The following is an 18,217-nucleotide window of genomic DNA, read 5'->3' as shown; positions in this document are numbered from 1 at the left end:
CCGGTCGCCGAGCGTGTTCGAAAGTGAACTGCATCACAGGGGGTGGTGCGTGGCGGGTGTCGTGAGGCTGGTACCGCGACGACGCGGGAGGGCGTGCTCCAGCTGGGGCAGAATGGCCGCGTGGAGCAAACAACCGTGCGTGAAACCGTCCGGCGCCTCTGGGCCGACGAGGTGCTGCCGAGCCTGTCCGGCCTGGTGGAGATCCCCGCCCTGTCGCAGGCGTTCGACCCCGAATGGGCCACCACCGGGCACCTCGCCGCCGCCGTGCGGCACGTGCAGAACTGGATCACCGGGCGGAACCTGCCCGGCGCCACCATCGACGTCGTCCAGCTGGACGGCCGCAGCCCGGTGCTGCTGGTCGACGTCCCGGCCACACCCGGCGCGGAGGACCGCGGCACGGTGCTGCTCTACGGCCACCTCGACAAGCAGCCCCCGGTCGGCGGCTGGGCCGACGGGCTCGGCCCGTGGACCCCGGTGGTCCGCGGCGACCGGCTCTACGGCCGCGGTTCGGCCGACGACGGCTACGCGGGATACGCGGCGACCGCCGCGCTGGAGGCGGTGCACGCCGCCGGTGGCGCCCACGCGCGGTCGGTGGTCCTGCTGGAGACCGGCGAGGAGTCGGGCAGCCCCGACCTGCCGCTCTACCTGGAGCACCTGTCGGATCGGCTGGGCCGCGTGACGTTCGTGGTGTGCCTGGACTCCGGTGGCAACGACTACGACCGGCTGTGGCTGACGACCAGCCTGCGCGGGCTGGCCCAGGTGCACGTCACGGTGCGCGTGCTGGAGACGGCCGCGCACTCCGGGCTGGCCAGCGGTGTCGTGCCGAGCTCGTTCCGCGTCCTGCGGCAGCTGCTGGACCGCGTCGAGGACTCCGCGACGGGCGAGATCAAGCTCGCCGAACTGCACGTCGACATCCCGCCGAACCGGCGCGCGGAGGCCGCGGCGACGGTCGCGGTGGCACCCGGGGCGACCAAGGGGTCGTTCCCGCTGGTGCCCGGCATGCGGCCGGTCTCCGACGACGAGCTGGAGCTGCTGCTGAACCAGTCGTGGCGGCCCACGCTGTCGGTGATCGGCGCGGCGGGCCTGCCGGAGCCGGCGAACGCGGGCAACGTCCTGCGCGAGTCGACGACGCTGGCGCTGAGCTTCCGGCTGCCGCCGACGGCCGACTCGGCGGCCGCGCTCGCCGCGATCGAGAAGGCGCTGACCTCGGACGTGCCGTACGGCGCGGCGGTCGAGCTGTCCGGGGTCGAGGCCGCGGACGGCTGGAACGCACCGGACGCCTCACCGTGGCTGGCAACCGCGCTGGAGGAGGTGAGCGACCACGTCTTCGGTGCGCCGTGGCGCAGCGTCGGGCTCGGCGGGTCGATCCCGTTCATGGGCCTGCTCGGCGAGAAGTACCCGGAGGCCCAGTTCCTGGTCACCGGGGCGCTCGGCCCGGACTCGAACGCGCACGTCCCGGACGAGTGGCTGCACCTGCCCCAGGCGCAGCGGCTCACCGAGGCCGTCGCGCACATGCTGGACGCTCACGCCCGCGGGTGAATCCGCACGGCCCGGGCCGGGGCGAGCCGCGAAGTCCAGACGTGACCCTTCCGATGCTGCGCGTACTCCTTTCGAATGGCAGGATGCGAGAGCTCAACGGTAAGACCTACTTAGAGTGACGAGGAGTAGCTCCGTGGCTCGTGCAACACACATCAAGGCGCTGGCCCTGCTGCCCGCCTTCGCCCTGGCCGGGCTGACCATGGCGTGCGGTGCGGGTGGCACCGGCTCCGGAGGCACCTCGCAGCCGGCCGGCGGGACGGGGGCGACCCAGTCCGAGCAGATCCCGGCGGTGGCGAAGGACCCGGCGCTGGCCGCCAAGGTCCCGCAGGCCATAGCGGCCGACGGCAAGATAATCGTGGGTCAGGACCAGAGCTACGCGCCCAACGAGTTCGTCGACGCGCAGGGCAAGGTCGTCGGCTTCGACGTCGACCTGGGTAACGCCGTCGGGCAGAAGCTCGGCCTGACCATGGAGTACCAGAACGCCGCGTTCTCCGGCATCCTCGCCGGCCTCGCCTCGGGCCAGTACGAGCTGGCGATGTCCTCGTTCACGGTCAACCCCGAGCGCCTGCAGACCGTGGACATGGTGTCGTACTACCGGGCGGGTACCTCGCTGGGCGTGCCGAAGGGCAACCCGGAGCACATCTCGCTGGACGACCTGTGCGGCAAGAACATCGCCGTCCAGCAGGGCACCGTGCAGGTCGACGACCTGGCGGCCCGCTCCCAGCAGTGCACCGCGGCCGGCAAGCCGGCGATCAACGTGCAGCAGTTCCAGGCGCAGACCGACGTGAACCTGCAGGTCCAGACCAGGCGCAGCCAGGCGATGCTCGCCGACTCCCCGGTCGTCGACTACGCGATCAAGCAGACCGGCGGCGCGGTCGAGACCGTCGGCCAGCCCTACGACGCCGCGCCCTACGGCATCGCGCTCAAGAAGGGCCAGGGCACCTACGCCGAGGCCGTCCAGGGCGCCGTGCAGGCCCTCATCGACGACGGCACCTACGCCAAGATCCTGGCCAAGTGGGGCCTGAACCCGAGCGGGGCGCTCACGAAGGCGGAGCTGAACCCGGCCAGCTGATGACCGAGACACGTCAAGCCACCCAGTCGGAGGACATCCGCGCCGTTCCGGTCCGCCACTACGGCCGGTGGATCGCGGGTGTGATCATCCTGCTCCTGGCGGCCATCGTCATCCGCAGTGTCGTCACCAACGCGAACATGCAGTGGAGCGTCGTCGGTGACTACCTGTTCGACGACCGGATCCTGCGCGGCCTGCAGAACACCCTGATCCTCACCGTCATCTCGATGGTGATCGGGGTGGTCGGCGGGGTCGTGCTCGCGGTGATGCGGTTGTCGCCGAACCCGCTCGCGGCGGGTGCGGCGGGAACCTACATCTGGTTGTTCCGCGGCACGCCGCTGATCACGCAGCTGGTGTTCTGGAACTTCCTCGCGCTGTTCTACCCGCGGCTCGGCCTCGGGGTCCCGTTCGGGCCGGAGTTCGTCAGCTGGGACACCAACTCGCTGATCTCGCCGTTCACCGCGGCCCTGCTGGGCCTGGGCCTGAACGAGGCCGCCTACATGGCCGAGATCGTGCGCGGCGGCATCCTGTCGGTCGACGCCGGCCAGCTGGAGGCCGCCAGTGCTCTCGGCATGTCGCGGACCAAGACGCTGCGGCGGATCATCCTGCCGCAGGCGATGCGGGTGATCATCCCGCCGACCGGCAACGAGACCATCGCGATGCTCAAGACCACCTCGCTGGTCGTGGTCATCGGGTACTTCGAGCTGATGACGTCGGCGCAGCAGATCTACGCGCAGAACTACCGGATCGCGCCGCTGTTGATCACGGCCGCGCTGTGGTACCTGTTCATGACCACGATCCTGACGCTGGTGCAGATGCAGATCGAGCGGCGGTTCGCCCGCGGGACTTCCCGGCAGGTGGGCGAGCGCACGAAGTGGACGAGCCGCATGCTCGGGTTCCGGTATGGCCAGGGCGGTGGCGGCGGTGTCGGGGGAGGTGTGGCGTGATGACCCCGGTGGTCCAGGCGCAGGGCATCCACAAGCGGTTCGGCCGGCTCGAGGTGCTCCGGGGCATCGACTTCGAGGTGCACGAGCGGGAGGTCGCCTGCCTCATCGGCCCGTCCGGCTCGGGCAAGTCGACGCTGCTGCGGTGCATCAACCACCTGGAGAAGGTCAACGCCGGCCGGCTCTACGTCGACGGCGAGCTGGTCGGCTACCGGCAGCGCGGCGAGCGGCTGTACGAGCTGCGCGACAGCGAGATCGCCCAGCAGCGCCGCAACATCGGCATGGTGTTCCAGCGCTTCAACCTGTTCCCGCACATGACGGCGCTGGAGAACGTCATGGAGGCGCCGGTGCAGGTGCGGCGGGAGAGCAAGCAGGCCGCGCGTGAGCGGGCCCGCGAACTGCTCGACCGGGTGGGCCTCGCGGACAAGGAGAGCTCCTACCCCGCGCAGCTCTCCGGCGGCCAGCAGCAGCGGGTCGCGATCGCCCGTGCGCTCGCGATGCAGCCCCGGCTGATGCTGTTCGACGAGCCGACATCGGCGCTGGACCCGGAACTGGTCGGCGACGTGCTGGGCGTGATGCGGCAGCTGGCGCGGGACGGCATGACCATGATCGTGGTGACGCACGAGATGCAGTTCGCCCGCGAGGTGGCCGACAAGGTGCTGTTCATGGACGACGGTGTCGTCGTCGAGCAGGGTTCGCCGGAGCAGGTGATCGGGGACCCCCGGCACGAGCGCACCCGCGCCTTCCTGGCGCGGGTCCTCAAGCCCGAGCAGTAGCGGCGGGAACCCCTCACCCGCGAGGATCGTCGGAGCAGGTGTGGCGATCGTCGCGGGGAGGGGGACGCGGATGGTGGGTGGCCAGCCGGGACACGGGGAGCGGGACGTGCCGGCCCTGGATCCCTTCCGGGGGGTGCCGGACCGGCGCTACCACGTCGCGGCCGAGGAGCTGCTGAAACCGCTGCTCGAGCCGGGCAGCGGTGGGCTGCTGCGGTTCCGCCGGCAGGCTTCCAACGCGCCGATCGTCGCGTTGGAAAACGCTTACATCACCGGTCGTCTCGACCTGCGCGGCGCGGACCTGGACTGCCTGTTCCGCTTCGAGAACTGCCGCTTCGAGCATCCGCCGGACGTGCGGGAGGCCAAGATCCTCGGCCTGGTCTTCCGCCGCTGCTGGCTGCCCGGTCTCAAGGCCCGCAACCTGCGCAGCCGCAACGACGTCCGGCTCATCCGCTGCGTCGTGCAGGTCCTGCCGGGCAGTGACGACGGCGAGACGGCCGTGCAGCGCGGCGATACCCGCGAGCGCGGGGTGCCGGATGCGGCGATCAACCTGACCGACGCCGTCGTGGAGGGCTCGGTCGTGCTGACCCGCACCGCGGTGGACCACCCGCAGGGCCGCGCGATCCAGGCCGACCGGCTGATCATCGCCGGGGCGCTGCTGGCCTACCGGATGCAGGCCGAGGGCGAGGTCCGGCTGCCGGGCATGCGCACCGGCGGCAACGTCAACTTCTCCGGCGCGCGGCTGCGCAACCCGGACGGGTTCGCGCTCGACGGGAACGGCGCCCACATCGGCGGCAGCCTGCTGTGCGAGGTGGACAACTACGGTGCCGCGAGCATGCGGCAAGCGTTTTCCACGCACGGCGTGCTGCACCTGCCGAGCATCCGTGTCAACGGCGACGTGGTGCTGCGCGCCGCCGAGCTGACCAGCGAGCAGCAGGGCCGGATCGTCCTGGAGGCGTGGAAGTCCAGCGACCCCTACGTCGATCCGTGGCCGGCGCTGGTCGGCGATCGCTGGCAGGTCGATGGCAACGTCGAGCTGTCCGACGGGCTGACCGCGGTCGGGACGGTGCGCATGATCAACGCGCGCATCGGTGGCACGTTGCGGCTGGCGCGGGCGCGCATCACCGTGCCGCGCGGCGCGGTCGAGCCGTACTACGACCGGGCGCTGCACCTGGACGGCTCACAGATCGGCAGCGATCTGGAGGCGACCGGCCTGGAGATCCCGTCCGGTCAGATGCGCATGGCCGATGTGACGGTGCGCGGGAACGTGCTGGCCGGGCGGGTGCGGCTGCGGCACGCGGAGCGGGACGTGCTGTCCGCCCGGCGGATGAGGGTGGCGGGCAACCTGCACCTGCACGAGGCGACGATCGAGGGCACCCTGCGGTTGCAGGGTGTGGAGGTGGGCGGCAGCGTCTACCTCTACGGCACCGACGTGACAGAGCCCGCGGTGCGCAACCGGACCAGTTTCTCGGTCGACCTGCGCACCGTGAAGGTGGGCCGCGACATCACCCTCACCAGCGCCGGTGAGCAGCCGTTCCACGCCGCGGGCGGCGTGAACATGGACGGCGCGGCGGCGGGGCGCCGGATCGATTTCACCGGCGCCGTGCTGGGCGCGCTGAACAAGCACGCGGTGGCGCTCGACGTGAGTGACGTGGGGGCGGACGAGTTCCTGCTCAACCTCGCCCAGCCGGCCGCGGGCGCCATCGTGATGCGGCACGCGCACTGCCAGACGCTGGCGGACAACGAGCACTTCTGGCGGGCCGAGGGCGGTATCGAGCTCGAGGACTTCCGCTACGACGTGCTGAAACAGCCGATCGACATGAAGGACGACGCGGCGGTGCGGGACCGCATCGAGCGGCTGCGCACCGCGATGGCGGGCTACCGGCCGGGCCCGTACGACCAGCTGGCCGCGATGCTGCGCAACAGCGGCAACGAGGAGCACGCGTCGACGGTGTTGTTCAAGAAGCAGCAGTACCGGTACGAGGCCCTCGCCCGGGGTTACCGGGTGCTGGGCCCCGGGGTGCGCTTGTGGAGCTGGTTGCAGCGGTGGATGGTCGGCTACGGTTACCGCCCGGTGCGGGCGCTGGCGTGGTTGATCGCGCTGCTGGCCGCGGGCAGCGTCTATTTCGGTCTGGGCACTGATTCGTGTGTGAAGGACCCGGTGCGGTACATGGTGAGCGGCCCCCGTTGTGCGGTTGATCAGCAGGAGACGGGCCTGGAGTGGAACCCGGTGCTCTACACCGCGGATCTCCTGGTGCCGATCGTGGATTTCGGCAACAAGGGCCGCTGGTACATGCACGATATGGACAAGTGGGTGAGCAACGGCTTCACCGCGATGGGCTGGATCCTGGCCACCACGGTAGCCGCCGGCGCCGGCCGAATGATCCGCCGAGACACCTGACCCTCATCCCCAGGCGAGCGCTCTCCGCGAGCAGCTCAACATCGACAGGCAACCCGACAACGCAACCGGCACCGCGAGGGGGGTCCAGGGGGGGCGAGGCCCTCCCTGGCGGGGGTCCGGGGGTTCGACCCCCGGAACGATGGCGAGCAGCCCAGGCGAGCGCACTCCGCGAGCAGGGGTCGGCCAGCTGCGAGCGGACGACGGGATTCGAACCCGCGACCCTCACCTTGGCAAGGTGATGCGCTACCAGCTGCGCTACGTCCGCGTGCTCCGGTTCACCGGTGCGAGGGACAGTCTATACCGGTCTGGTCCGCCGGGTTGACGGGGTGGTGGTGTGGGGGTGATCTTGGGTGGGTATCGCCTGCCGGAGGGAAGCCGGTCACTCCCGGAGCACGAGGGGTGACGGCGAGCGTTTCGCTCCGTATGGTGACTCCATTCAACCGAACGGGTTAATCCCACGGGGGAGGAGGTGGCTGGCCGCATGTCGGACGAGGCGGCGGTGCCGGAACAGCGTTCTTCATCGGCGGACGAGCAGGTTCTGCTGAGCCGGCTGCGGGCCGGTGAGGACGCCGCGTTCCGTGAGCTGTTCGAGCTGCACGCCTCCGCCGTCCGCAGGCTGGCCCGGAGCCTGGCCGCCGATGCGTCCGAGGCCGAGGACATCACGGCCGAGACGTTTTTCCGCGTGTTGCAGGCGTTGCGCCGTGGGAAGGGCCCGAAGGAGCATGTGCGCGCCTACCTGTTGACGGTGGCGCGCCGGGTGACGTGGGAGTGGCACGGGGCACGCCGGGATGTGCCGGTCACCGACGACGAGCTGACCTCGCGGGCGGGCGCCGGCACGGACGCGCATGCGCGCACGGCCGAGCACACGTTGATCACCACCGCGTTCACGAGCCTGCCGGAGCGGTGGCGGACGGTGTTGTGGCAGACCGAGGTCGAGGGTGAGCAGCCGGCGGTGGTGGCGCCGCATTTCGGGTTGAGCGCGAACGCGACGGCGGCGCTGGCGCGGCGGGCGCGGCAGGGTCTGCGGGCGGCGTACCTGCAGGCGCACCTGGCGGTGAACCGGACTTCGGACGTGAGTTGCCGCGGGGTGATCGAGAAGCTCGGGGGTTACACGGCGGGCAGTGTCACCGGTGCGGAGGCGAGCCGGGTCCGCGGGCACCTGCTGGGTTGCGCGTCGTGCCGGGCGATGCACGCCGAGCTGCGTGACGTGTGCTCGTCGCTGCGGGCGCACGCGGGTGCGGTGGCGATGCTGGCGCCGGCGTCGGTGGCGGTGGCCGGTGGTGCCGGCGGGGCGTCCGGTGCGCTCACCACGCTGAAGACGATGCTGGTGTCGAAGCTCAAGGTCGGGGTGGCGCTGGTGTCGACCACGGCCGCGGGTGTGGTCGGGTTCGCGGTGGGCCCGGCGGTGGTGGACGAGTCGCATCCGGTGGGGCTGCCCGCGCAGGGCGGGGTTGAGCTGCGGATCGCGGAGCCGGATCAACGGCTGAGCCCGCCGCCGCAGGTGCTGATCGCGCCGGACGACGTCACGCTGTCCTATCCCGGCGCGCCGGCTCGCCCGGGGCAGGTTCCCCGGGACGGGGCCTCACCGGCCAAGCAGGTGGCGCCGGTGCAGCCGCCCGCGCAACAACAGCAGCAGTCGCCGGGCGGTGAGCAGACGGGCGCGGTGGGCGGCCGCGCGGATGCGGATGCGCCGCCGGCGCAGTCCTCGCCGACCGGCAGCGCGCGGGACGACCTGCCGGCCACGGACGAGACGCCGTACTCGTCCACGCAGCCCCCGTCCCCCGACAAGCCGGGCAAGGGCAAGGGCCGTGACAAGGGCGGGGGCAAGAGCGGGGACAAGGACAAGCCGACGCAGGCCGAGTCGGCCGGGCCGCCGTCGTGGTCGTCGGCGTGGTGGCTGACGCAGTCCGAGCCGCCGGGGAACCCGCCCGGCAAGGGGTCATCCAAGTAGTTGATCTTCGTCCGCGCCTCGCGTGGCCCCCGGAACCCACGCTACGGTTGGTCGGGCGTACGACCATGGCGGGAGGCAGCGACAGATGAACCGCGTGGTGCGGGGAAGCGACGGCCGCGACTGGGTCGTCCGGGCGCAGATGGAATGGCGCCGCCCGGCAACCGCCGAGGACTTCGAGCGGGACATCTCCGGCAGCCACACCTCGGGCATCGCGATGCTCGCCGTGTGCATCCTCCTGGCCGTCATCCTGGTCGCCTGGCTGCCCGACACCGTGGTGGTGCCGCCGTGGGTGATCTACGGGTTGTTGCTGATCGCGGTGTTCTTCCCGCTGCGCTGGGTGCTGAACCGGCCGTGGACGGTCGTCGCGGAGACCGACGGCGGCATCACCGGTGATCCCCCGCCGGAGCGCTGGGTCGGGATCATTTCCGGCATGTTCCGGGTGCGGGGTGAGCTGACCAGGCTCGCCAAGACGATCCAGCGGGAGTCGGGCCCGGACTTCGAGGGCCCGCTGCGGCCGATGGAGTAACCATGCCCGAGCTGCCCGAGGTCGAAGCACTGGCGTACCACCTGCGTGAACACGCGGTGGGACGGTTGGTCAGCCGGGTCGACGTGGCCTCGCTGGCCGTGCTGAAGACGTTCGACCCGCCCTACACCGACCTGCACGGGCGCGAGGTGACCGGCGCGGGCCGGTTCGGCAAGCACCTCGACCTCGACTGCGACGGCCTGCACCTGGTGGTGCACCTGGCCCGCGCGGGCTGGCTCCGCTGGGCGGACAACCTCTCGCCCGCGCCGCCGAAGCCGGGCAAGGGGCCGATCGCGTTGCGCGTCCACTTCGGGGACCGCGGTTTCGACCTGACCGAGGCGGGCACGAAGAAGGGTCTGGCGGTGTGGGTGGTGCGTGACCCGCACGAGGTGCCGAGCATCGCGCGGCTCGGCCCGGACGCGCTGGAGCTGCACCGGGAAGCGCTCGCCGGACTGCTCGCGGGCCGGACCGAGCGGCTCAAGTGGGTGCTCACCGACCAGTCGGTGATCGCCGGGATCGGCAACGCCTACTCCGACGAGATCCTGCACGCCGCGCGGCTGTCGCCGTTCGCCACCGCGGGCAAGCTGTCCGACGATGCGCTGGACCGCCTGGCCGCCGCGATGCACGAGATCCTGACCGGCGCGGTCGAGCGGTCCGTGGGCCAGGACGCGGCGCGCCTCAAGGGCGAGAAGCGGTCGGGTCTGCGGGTGCACGCGCGGACCGGCCTGCCGTGCCCGGTGTGCGGGGACACCGTGCGGGAGGTGTCCTTCGCCGACAAGTCCTTCCAGTACTGCCCGACGTGTCAGACGGGCGGCAAACCGCTGGCGGACCGGCGCCTGTCCCGGCTGCTGAAGTAGTGGATCACCCCACCGGGTGGCGACGCCACCACAGAAAGTGCGATCAAGTGCTTGCACGCCGCGTCATGAGCACAGAGCATTGACGCCGTGTCCGATCTGCCGATCTCGCAAATCATCCCGTGGAGCGTCGCGGGTGTTCTGCTGATCGTCCTGATCGTGGTCCTCGCGCGCACGCGGAAGCCGAGCAGCTCGATCGAGGACGCGGTGCTCGAGGCCGTCTACCACATGTCCCGGGCCACGCCGGACCTCCGGGAGGGCTTCGACCAGGCCAGTGCGGACCGGATCACCTCGCAGTTGCTCGAACTGCTCAAGTGCGTCGCCGTCGGCATCACCGACAACGAAGGCACGCTGGTCTCCTGGGACGGCGAGGCGAACGACCACTACCTCGACCTGGCCGACGCGGTGACGTTGTCGATCCGCAAGGCGCGCCGCGAGGTCGTGTCGCACGACGACGTCCCGTGCGACCACCGCGGCACCTGCAAGATGAAGACCGCGGTGATCGTGCCGCTGCTCGTCGAGGAGGAGGTCGAGGCCGCGCTGATCGTGGTCGGCCGCAGCACCGGCAAGCGCCTGATCCAGATGGCCGACGCGGTCGCCCAGTTCGTCACCACCCAGTTCGAGCTGGCCCGCTTCGAGGAGTCCAAGCACCAGCTGCAGCAGGCCGAGATCAAGGCGTTGCGCGCGCAGATCTCCCCGCACTTCATCTACAACGCGCTCAACACCATTTCCGCGCTGATCCGCACGGACCCGGAGGAGGCGCGTGAGCTGCTGCAGGAGTTCGCCGATTTCACGCGCTACTCGTTCCGCACCTCCGGCATGTTCACCACGCTCGCCGACGAGCTGCGCAACATCGACCGCTACCTCACGATCGAGCGGGCCCGCTTCGGCGGCCGCCTCGAGGTGCGGTTGAAGATCGCGCCCGAGGTGCTGTCGGTCGTGGTGCCGTTCCTGATCATCCAGCCCCTGGTGGAGAACGCGGTCCAGCACGGACTGGCGAACAAGCCCACCGGCGGCATGGTCACCGTGATCGCCTCCGACCACGGCACCGAGGCGTTGATCAGCGTCGAGGACGACGGCATCGGCATGGACCCGGCGCGGCTGGCCGATCTCCGCAACTCGCACCGCACCGGCGCGCACGTGGGACTGGGCAACATCAACGCGCGGATGCGGCAGCTGTTCGGCGACGAGTACGCGCTGATGGTGGAGACCGCCCCCGGCGCGGGGATGAAGGTGACGCTGCGGGTGCCGAAGTTCGCGCCCGGCGTGCGCACCGACCTGCCGGACTACGCCGGTGCTCCGCCCGAGCCGGCCCGCAACGGCCGTCTGCACAAATCCGAGGGAGTCCGTAACCTGGCGCCATGACCAGCGTGACCGACAGGCTGACCAGCAGGATCCCGCGCATCGGCGACCGGGGCGACCGCAAGGACGTGGTGGCGGTCGTCAAGCTGCACGGGGTGATCACGCCGACGCCCTCGCCGCTGGCCCGCGGCACCATCAACCTCGCGGCCGTCGAATCGGCGCTGACCCGGGCGTTCGACCACGACCGGCTCAAGGCGGTCGCGTTGCTGATCAACTCGCCGGGGGGTGCGCCGACCCAGTCCGGGCTGGTCGCCGAGCGCATCCGCCAGCTGGCGGCGAAGAAGCCGGGCGTGCCGGTGCTGGCGTTCTGCGAGGACGTCGCGGCGTCCGGCGGCTACTGGCTGGCCTGCGCGGCGGACGAGATCTACGCCCACCGCACGTCGATGGTCGGCTCGATCGGGGTGATCAGCGGCGGCTTCGGGTTCACCGGTCTACTGGAGCGGTTCGGCATCGAGCGGCGCGTGCACACGGCGGGGGAGAACAAGAAGCGGCTCGACCCCTTCGCCCCGGAGAAGCCGGAGGACGTCGAGTGGCTGAAGAAGATGCACGCCCAGCTGCACGAGATGTTCGTGGACTGGGTGCGGGAACGCCGCGGTGGCCGGCTGACCGACACCGAGGAGCTGTTCTCCGGTGACGTGTGGCTCGGCGCGAAGGCCGTCGACCTCGGCCTGGTCGACGGGATCGGCAACCTGCGGGAGATCGTCGAGCAGCGCTACCCGGACGCCGAGATCACCATCGCCGAGCCGAAGAAGCCGCTGCTCGCGCGGCTGGGCCTCGGCGCACCGGCGGCCGCCCACGCGCTCCTGGACGCGGTCGCACAACGCGTGGCCTGGTCCCGCTACGGGATTTGAGGCCTTGCGCGTCGTCCCGCGGGCAACTCGCACCGCCGGCCGGGCCCGGTTCAACATTCATTCGCGGTATGGACATCGCACCCGGCAGTGGGCAGGATGCGAGTCACTGTGAGTGCGCAACAAGACACCAGAAGACTCCTCGTCCTGGCCGTGGACGACGAGCCGCACGGGTTGAACCTGCTGGTCGACACGCTGCGGAACAACCCGCACATCGGCCGGGTGTTCAAGGCGGTGGACGCGGCGGAGGCGCTGCGCCTGCTCGCGTCGGACGATCCGGAGCTGCGTGAGCGCAAGGACCGGGGATTGCCCGCGATCGACGCGGTGTTCGCCGACCTGCAGATGCCCGGGCTGTCCGGGATGGAGATGGCGCGCGTGTTCTCGGCGCTCAACCCCGCGCCGGTGCTGGTGTTCGTCACCGGGCACGCCCACGAGGCCGTCAACGCGTTCGACCTGGGTGCCGTCGACTACCTGCTGAAGCCGTGCAACCAGCACCGGCTGGACCGGGCGGTCGACCGGGTCCTGGAGAAGCTGAAGACGGTCGCGCCGCCGGGTCCGGGTGCCGCCGCGCCCGCCGCGCCCGACGACGACGAGGTGATCCCGGTCGAGCTCGCCGGGACCACGAAGCTGGTGCCGCGCTCGTCGGTGCGCTGGGTCGAGGCGCAGGGCGACTACGCGCGCCTGTTCACCAAGGACGGCAGCAGTCACCTGGTCCGCATCCCGCTGACCCAGCTCGAGGAACGCTGGGAGAAGGCCGGGTTCGTGCGGATCCACCGGTCGTTCCTCGTCGCGCTGAACCTGATCACCGAGCTGCGCATGGGTCAGGGTGGCTACCAGGTCGTGATCGGCAACGAGGAGAAGCTGCTCCCGGTCTCCCGGCGGCACACCCGTGAGCTCAAGGACCGCCTCACGGGTGGTCGATGACCGAGGACTTCTACGGCCGCGTCGACGGGGTGCGGGAACCGGATCCGACGCTGGGCAAGAGCTACCAGCCGGCGTCGGTGGAGCCGGTCCCGGCGGTGCCGCCGCCGGAGCCGGCGTCCGAGCCGGCGAAGCCGCCGAAGCGCCAGCGGGTCGTGCTGGCCGATCCCCGGTCGCGGCGGAGCACGCCGACGCTGCGAGCGCGCCTGGAGCTGGAGCAGCAGACCAGCTGGGGCGAGGTGCTGATCCGCGACCTGGTCAAGCACCAGCTGCGGACCGCGATCGGGCTGAGCGTGCTGGTGCTGGTGGTGCTCGGCGCGCTGCCGGTCGCCTTCTACGTGTGGCCGGGCTTCGCCGCGCTGCGCGTGGTCGGGGTGCCGCTGGCGTGGCTGTTGCTGGGGCTGCTGCCGTTCCCGTTGCTGCTGCTCGCGGGCCTGGTCTACAACCAGCTGGCCGAGCGGCACGAGCGGGACTTCGTGGACATGATCGAGTCGTGACCGGCATGCCGGCCCGGTCGCGGAGCAGGGGACAATCCGGATCGTGCAGTTGAACCCGTGGGCGCTGAGCGGCATCGCGACCGTCGCCGCGCTGACCTTCTACCTGGGTCACCGCTCGTCCCGGTTCGCCAACACCACGCACGACTTCCTGGTCGCCCGCCGCACGGTTCGTTCGCGCCGCAACGCGGCCGCGATCTCCGGTGAGTACCTGTCGGCCGCGTCGTTCCTCGGCATCGCGGGGATCATCCTCAAGGAGGGCGCCGACGGGTTGTGGTTCCCGATCGGTTTCGCCGCGGGCTACCTGGCGCTGATGTTGTTCGTGGCGGCGCCGTTGCGCCGCTCGGGTGCCTACACGTTGCCGGATTTCCTGGAGGCGCGGCTCGGGTCGGTCGCGTTGCGCCGGTGCGGCACGTTCTTCGTGGTGTTCATCGGGATCCTCTACATGGTCCCGCAGTTGCAGGGCGCCGGGCTGGCCCTGACGACCGTGCTGTCGGTGCCCGGCTGGGTCGGCGCGGTCACGGTGTTCGCGCTGGTCGGCATCAACGTCATCGCCGGCGGTATGCGGGCGATCACCGTGGTGCAGGCGTTCCAGTACTGGCTCAAGCTGTTCGCGATCGCGCTGCCGGCGTTCGCGTTGTGCGGGGTGTTCCTCGCCGGCGGCAACCCCGGCCCGGCGGGCTCGCTCGGCTCGCCCGCGCCGCCGGTGTTCGGCGCCGAGACCACTGTGGACATCCGCACCGACGTCACGTTCGAGGTCGGTACGCTGACGCAGGTCGCGGTGCGGCCCGCGGGCGCGGCGGCCGAGCACGCGGAGATCTGGGTGCAGGGTTCGGCGCAGCGGCTGAGCCAGGGCACGCGGGTGCGGTTCCCGGCGGGCACGCCGGTGCCGACGGTCAGCGACGCGAAGGCCGCCAACAGCGACTGGCTGCGGCCCGGGTCGGGTGGCCTCGCGGACCTGCTCCAGACGTACTCGCTGATCTTCGCGACGTTCCTCGGCACGATGGGGCTGCCGCACGTGCTGGTCCGCTTCTACACCAACCCGGACGGCCGGGCGGCGCGCCGGACCACGCTGCACGTCCTGTTGCTGCTCGGGTTGTTCTACCTGTTCCCGATCATCCTCGGTGCGTTGTCCCGGATGTACGTGCCGGAGCTGCTGGTGACCGGCCAGACCGACGCGGCGGTGCTGCGGCTGCCGTCGGCGATGGTGCCGGGGGTGGCCGGGCAGGTGCTCGGCGCGGTCGTGCTGGCCGGGGCGTTCGCGGCGTTCCTGTCCACGTCGTCGGGGCTGCTGGTGAGCCTCGCCGGGGTGGTGTCCACGGACCTGTCGAAGGGCCGGGTGCTGGACTTCCGCATCGCCGCCGGGGTGGTCGGGCTGGTTCCGTTCGCGCTCGCGCTGGTGCTGCGGCCGAACGACCTGTCGCTGAGCGTCGGGATGTCGTTCGCGCTCGCCGCGTCGACGTTCTCGCCCCTGCTGCTGCTCGGCGTGTGGTGGCGCGGGCTGACCTGGCCGGGCGCGATGGCCGGGATGATCATCGGCGGTGGTCTGGTGCTCGGTGCGCTGGCCGTCGAGATGGTGAGCCGCTTCACCGGCGACCCGGTGCCGTGGTTCGCCGACCAGCCGGCGCTGATCACCGTGCCGGTGGCGTTCGTCGTGACGATCCTGGTCAGCCTCGCCACGCCGAACGGCAAACCGGCGGACGTCAACCCGATCATGTTGCGCCTGCACGCCCCGGACCGGCTGGGCTTCATGCGGGACCGCGCCGTCGCGCGGTTCGGGCAGGCGGAGGAGCGGGTGCGGATGGGCCGGGGCAGGCACCGCAAGTAGCTGGTGCTCCGGCAGGTGCCCACCCGGGTGGTGCCACGTCACCCACGAGTTTGGCCTTTTCGGCGGTTCTCTTTACCTTCGGTTGGCCTATTCCGCGAGCTGTTCCTCTTTGGTCGGCCAAGAACTGGACATTCCCTCGTTAAACCGGCGTAAGATCTTCAACTCTCCGTAAGATCATTCATCCAAAAGGATTAACAACAAGCCTCACGTTTCACGGCAAGATCTACCCGCACCACACATCGGAAGAGGTAGTGATCATGGACAGGGAGGTTGTCCCGTGAGCACCAGCGACCAGGACCTCGTCGACGAGACGGGTCCGGGTGACACCTGGCAGAAGGTGCAGGCGAGCCCCGAGTTCGCCTTGCTCCGCAAGAGGTTGCGGACCTTCGTCTTCCCGATGACCGTCCTCTTCCTCGTCTGGTACCTCGTCTACGTCCTGCTCGCCGACTACGCCCACGGCTTCATGTCGGCGAAGCTGGTCGGCAACTTCAACGTCGGTCTGCTCATCGGTCTGCTGCAGTTCGTGTCGACGTTCCTCATCACCGGCCTCTACGTGCGGTACGCCAACCGCAGGCTCGACCCGGTCGCCGACAAGATCCGCGGCGAGATCGAAGGAGGCGCCCGGTGACGGCACTGGCGGCCGGCGTCGAGGGCAGCAACCCGACGCTGAACATCATCATCTTCGCGATCTTCGTGGCGATCACGCTCGTGATCGTGTTCCGGGCCAGCCGCAACACGCGGACCGCCTCCGACTACTACGCGGCCGGCCGCTCGTTCACCGGCCCGCAGAACGGCATCGCGATCTCCGGCGACTACCTGTCCGCGGCGTCGTTCCTCGGCATCGCGGGTGCGATCGCGGTCAACGGCTACGACGGGTTCCTCTACTCCATCGGGTTCCTCGTCGCGTGGCTGGTCGCGCTGCTGCTGGTCGCCGAGCTGCTGCGCAACACCGGCAAGTTCACCCTCGGCGACGTGGTGGCGTTCCGCATGCGGCAGCGGCCGATCCGGGCGGCCGCGGCGGTGTCCACGCTCGCGGTGTCGTTCTTCTACCTGCTCGCGCAGATGGCGGGTGCCGGTGGACTGGTGAACCTGCTGCTCGGCATCACCGGCGAGTGGGGCCAGAACCTGGTGATCGCGGTCGTCGGCGTGCTGATGATCGTGTACGTGCTGATCGGCGGCATGAAGGGCACCACCTGGGTGCAGATCATCAAGGCGGTGCTGCTGGTCCTCGGCGCGCTGGCGATGACCCTGTGGGTGCTCGGCAAGTTCGGGTTCAACTTCTCGCACCTCCTCCAGGGTGCCGTGGACAAGGGCGGCAAGACCGGTGCGGCGCTGCTCGACCCGGGCAAGCAGTACGGCAAGACCGGGACCAGCAAGCTCGACTTCCTGTCCCTGGGCATCGCGCTGGTGCTGGGCACCGCCGGTCTGCCGCACGTGCTGATGCGCTTCTACACGGTGCCGACGGCCAAGGACGCCCGGAAGTCCGTCGTCTGGGCGATCGTCCTGATCGGCATCTTCTACCTGTTCACGCTGGTGCTCGGCTACGGTGCGGGCGCGCTGGTCGGGCCGGAGAAGATCAGCAAGGCGCCCGGCACGACGAACTCGGCGGCCCCGCTGCTGGCGCTCGAACTGGGCGGCCCGGTGCTGCTCGGGTTCATCTCCGCGGTCGCGTTCGCCACGATCCTCGCGGTCGTCGCCGGCCTGACCATCACCGCGTCGGCGTCCTTCGCGCACGACGTGTACGCCAACGTGATCAAGAAGGGCCGGGTGGACAGCAAGCACGCCGAGGTGCGGGTGGCCCGCATCACCGCGCTGGTGATCGGTGCGCTGGCCATCGTCGGCGGGATTCTCGCGAAGAACCAGAACGTGGCCTTCCTGGTCGCGCTGGCCTTCGCGGTGGCGGCCTCGGCGAACCTGCCGACCCTGCTGTACTCGCTGTTCTGGAAGCGCTTCAACACCGCGGGCGCGCTGTGGAGCATGCACGGCGGGCTGGTCATCACGATCGTGCTGATCGTCTTCTCGCCCGCCGTGTCCGGTGGCGCGAAGCCGATGATCAAGGGTGTGGACTTCCACTGGTTCCCCCTGGAGAACCCGGGCCTGGTGTCCATCCCGGCGTCGTTCCTGCTCGGTTTCCTCGGCACGGTCCTGTCCAGGGAACGCAACGACGAGAAGTACGCCGAAATGGAGGTCCGTTCGCTCACCGGCGCCCACGCCGAGAAGGCGAGCGCGCACTGAGCCTGCCGCGCTGAGCGGTCCGGGCTGCTTGCGAGAAGGGCCACCTCCGGCGCCGGGGGTGGCCCTTTCTCGGGCTCACGTGCAGTTCATGCGGGCGCGTGTCAGGATGTGAACGTGCACCCAGGTGACATTCCGACCGCATCCGTGTCCGAGCTGCCCGCCGACGGGCTGGTGCTGCTCGACGTGCGCGAGCAGGACGAGTGGGACGCCGGCCACGCCCCGGGCGCGGTGCACATCCCGCTCGGCGAGCTGCCTGCGCGCACCGACGAACTGGCCCAGCTGCCCGACGACAAACCGCTCTACGTGGTGTGCCGCACCGGTGGCCGCTCGGCGCGGGCCACGGCGTGGCTCAACGCGAGCGGCTGGGACGCGATCAACGTGGCCGGCGGCATGAAGTCGTGGGAGACCGAAGGCCGCCCGGTCGTCGGCGAGCACGACGGGCCGCCGCAGGTCCTGTAGTCGCCGTGCACCCGAC

The 18,217-nt window shown here is 70.5% G+C and carries 16 protein-coding genes and 1 tRNA gene; 16 read left to right on the top strand and 1 reads right to left on the bottom strand.

Features of this window, described 5'->3' with window-relative positions; all coding sequences use genetic code 11:
- Positions 1-120: 120 nt before the first annotated feature.
- The 5 genes from FHX45_RS15310 (at position 121) to FHX45_RS15290 (ending at position 6,726) form a co-directional block, all read left to right on the top strand.
- Positions 121-1,539, top strand: coding sequence for a M20/M25/M40 family metallo-hydrolase (locus tag FHX45_RS15310; RefSeq protein WP_341771473.1), 1,419 nt, complete (start codon positions 121-123; stop codon positions 1,537-1,539).
- A gap of 133 nt (positions 1,540-1,672) precedes the next feature.
- The gene (locus FHX45_RS15305) at positions 1,673-2,611 is read left to right on the top strand and encodes an ABC transporter substrate-binding protein (RefSeq protein WP_341771472.1); all 939 of its coding nucleotides are present in this window, start codon (positions 1,673-1,675) and stop codon (positions 2,609-2,611) included.
- Entirely contained in the window at positions 2,611-3,555 is a 945-nt protein-coding gene (locus tag FHX45_RS15300; protein ID WP_167101727.1) for an amino acid ABC transporter permease, read from the top strand. The genes FHX45_RS15305 and FHX45_RS15300 overlap by 1 nt, the downstream gene beginning before the upstream one ends.
- Positions 3,555-4,328 (top strand): amino acid ABC transporter ATP-binding protein, encoded by a 774-nt coding sequence (locus FHX45_RS15295; RefSeq protein ID WP_167101724.1) that lies wholly within the window; start codon positions 3,555-3,557, stop codon positions 4,326-4,328. The genes FHX45_RS15300 and FHX45_RS15295 overlap by 1 nt, the downstream gene beginning before the upstream one ends.
- Before the next feature lie 70 nt (positions 4,329-4,398).
- A complete protein-coding gene (locus FHX45_RS15290) occupies positions 4,399-6,726 on the top strand; it encodes a translocation/assembly module TamB domain-containing protein (RefSeq protein ID WP_208407098.1) in 2,328 nt (775 codons plus the stop codon).
- 192 nt (positions 6,727-6,918) lie between these two features.
- Here FHX45_RS15290 and FHX45_RS15285 read toward each other — a convergent pair.
- Positions 6,919-6,991, bottom strand: a tRNA-Gly gene (locus tag FHX45_RS15285).
- A gap of 216 nt (positions 6,992-7,207) precedes the next feature.
- On the opposite strand from FHX45_RS15285, the gene FHX45_RS15280 reads away from it, so the two are divergent.
- The 11 genes from FHX45_RS15280 (at position 7,208) to FHX45_RS15230 (ending at position 18,201) form a co-directional block, all read left to right on the top strand.
- A complete protein-coding gene (locus FHX45_RS15280) occupies positions 7,208-8,677 on the top strand; it encodes a sigma-70 family RNA polymerase sigma factor (protein WP_167101719.1) in 1,470 nt (489 codons plus the stop codon).
- 85 nt (positions 8,678-8,762) lie between these two features.
- Positions 8,763-9,203, top strand: coding sequence for a DUF983 domain-containing protein (locus FHX45_RS15275; RefSeq protein WP_167101716.1), 441 nt, complete (start codon positions 8,763-8,765; stop codon positions 9,201-9,203).
- A gap of 2 nt (positions 9,204-9,205) precedes the next feature.
- Positions 9,206-10,057, top strand: a complete 852-nt coding sequence (locus FHX45_RS15270; protein WP_167101713.1) for an Fpg/Nei family DNA glycosylase — start codon at positions 9,206-9,208, stop codon at positions 10,055-10,057.
- A gap of 78 nt (positions 10,058-10,135) precedes the next feature.
- On the top strand, positions 10,136-11,419 hold the full coding sequence (locus FHX45_RS15265; RefSeq protein ID WP_167109002.1) for a histidine kinase: 1,284 nt from the start codon (positions 10,136-10,138) through the stop codon (positions 11,417-11,419).
- Complete coding sequence (locus tag FHX45_RS15260) at positions 11,416-12,267, top strand: S49 family peptidase (RefSeq protein ID WP_167101710.1); 852 nt, start codon at positions 11,416-11,418, stop codon at positions 12,265-12,267. The genes FHX45_RS15265 and FHX45_RS15260 overlap by 4 nt, the downstream gene beginning before the upstream one ends.
- Before the next feature lie 96 nt (positions 12,268-12,363).
- Entirely contained in the window at positions 12,364-13,188 is an 825-nt protein-coding gene (locus tag FHX45_RS15255) for a LytR/AlgR family response regulator transcription factor (protein ID WP_167101707.1), read from the top strand.
- Complete coding sequence (locus FHX45_RS15250; protein ID WP_167101704.1) at positions 13,185-13,682, top strand: hypothetical protein; 498 nt, start codon at positions 13,185-13,187, stop codon at positions 13,680-13,682. The genes FHX45_RS15255 and FHX45_RS15250 overlap by 4 nt, the downstream gene beginning before the upstream one ends.
- Before the next feature lie 43 nt (positions 13,683-13,725).
- Positions 13,726-15,507 (top strand): sodium:solute symporter family transporter, encoded by a 1,782-nt coding sequence (locus FHX45_RS15245; protein ID WP_167101701.1) that lies wholly within the window; start codon positions 13,726-13,728, stop codon positions 15,505-15,507.
- A 277-nt stretch (positions 15,508-15,784) separates the two neighbouring features.
- The gene (locus FHX45_RS15240; RefSeq protein WP_167101698.1) at positions 15,785-16,135 is read left to right on the top strand and encodes a DUF485 domain-containing protein; all 351 of its coding nucleotides are present in this window, start codon (positions 15,785-15,787) and stop codon (positions 16,133-16,135) included.
- Complete coding sequence (locus FHX45_RS15235; protein ID WP_167101695.1) at positions 16,132-17,742, top strand: sodium:solute symporter family transporter; 1,611 nt, start codon at positions 16,132-16,134, stop codon at positions 17,740-17,742. Before FHX45_RS15240 ends, FHX45_RS15235 begins: the two co-directional genes overlap by 4 nt.
- Positions 17,743-17,850: 108 nt before the next feature.
- Complete coding sequence (locus FHX45_RS15230) at positions 17,851-18,201, top strand: rhodanese-like domain-containing protein (RefSeq protein ID WP_167101693.1); 351 nt, start codon at positions 17,851-17,853, stop codon at positions 18,199-18,201.
- Positions 18,202-18,217 lie beyond the last annotated feature (16 nt).

It is taken from the genome of Amycolatopsis granulosa, assembly GCF_011758745.1.
GTDB lineage: Bacteria > Actinomycetota > Actinomycetes > Mycobacteriales > Pseudonocardiaceae > Amycolatopsis_E > Amycolatopsis_E granulosa.
Note: the sequence above shows the minus strand (reverse complement) of the source record. Positions and strands in the feature narration are given on the sequence as shown.

What these genes read in the sequence shown, in the direction of transcription:
- FHX45_RS15300 (WP_167101727.1), top strand. Translation starts at nt 2,611, where the DNA reads ATGACCGAGACACGTCAAGCCACCCAGTCGGAGGACATCCGCGCCGTT.
- FHX45_RS15295 (WP_167101724.1), top strand. Translation starts at nt 3,555, where the DNA reads ATGACCCCGGTGGTCCAGGCGCAGGGCATCCACAAGCGGTTCGGCCGG.
- FHX45_RS15290 (WP_208407098.1), top strand. Translation starts at nt 4,399, where the DNA reads ATGGTGGGTGGCCAGCCGGGACACGGGGAGCGGGACGTGCCGGCCCTG.
- FHX45_RS15280 (WP_167101719.1), top strand. Translation starts at nt 7,208, where the DNA reads ATGTCGGACGAGGCGGCGGTGCCGGAACAGCGTTCTTCATCGGCGGAC.
- FHX45_RS15275 (WP_167101716.1), top strand. Translation starts at nt 8,763, where the DNA reads ATGAACCGCGTGGTGCGGGGAAGCGACGGCCGCGACTGGGTCGTCCGG.
- FHX45_RS15270 (WP_167101713.1), top strand. Translation starts at nt 9,206, where the DNA reads ATGCCCGAGCTGCCCGAGGTCGAAGCACTGGCGTACCACCTGCGTGAA.
- FHX45_RS15260 (WP_167101710.1), top strand. Translation starts at nt 11,416, where the DNA reads ATGACCAGCGTGACCGACAGGCTGACCAGCAGGATCCCGCGCATCGGC.
- FHX45_RS15255 (WP_167101707.1), top strand. Translation starts at nt 12,364, where the DNA reads ATGCGAGTCACTGTGAGTGCGCAACAAGACACCAGAAGACTCCTCGTC.
- FHX45_RS15250 (WP_167101704.1), top strand. Translation starts at nt 13,185, where the DNA reads ATGACCGAGGACTTCTACGGCCGCGTCGACGGGGTGCGGGAACCGGAT.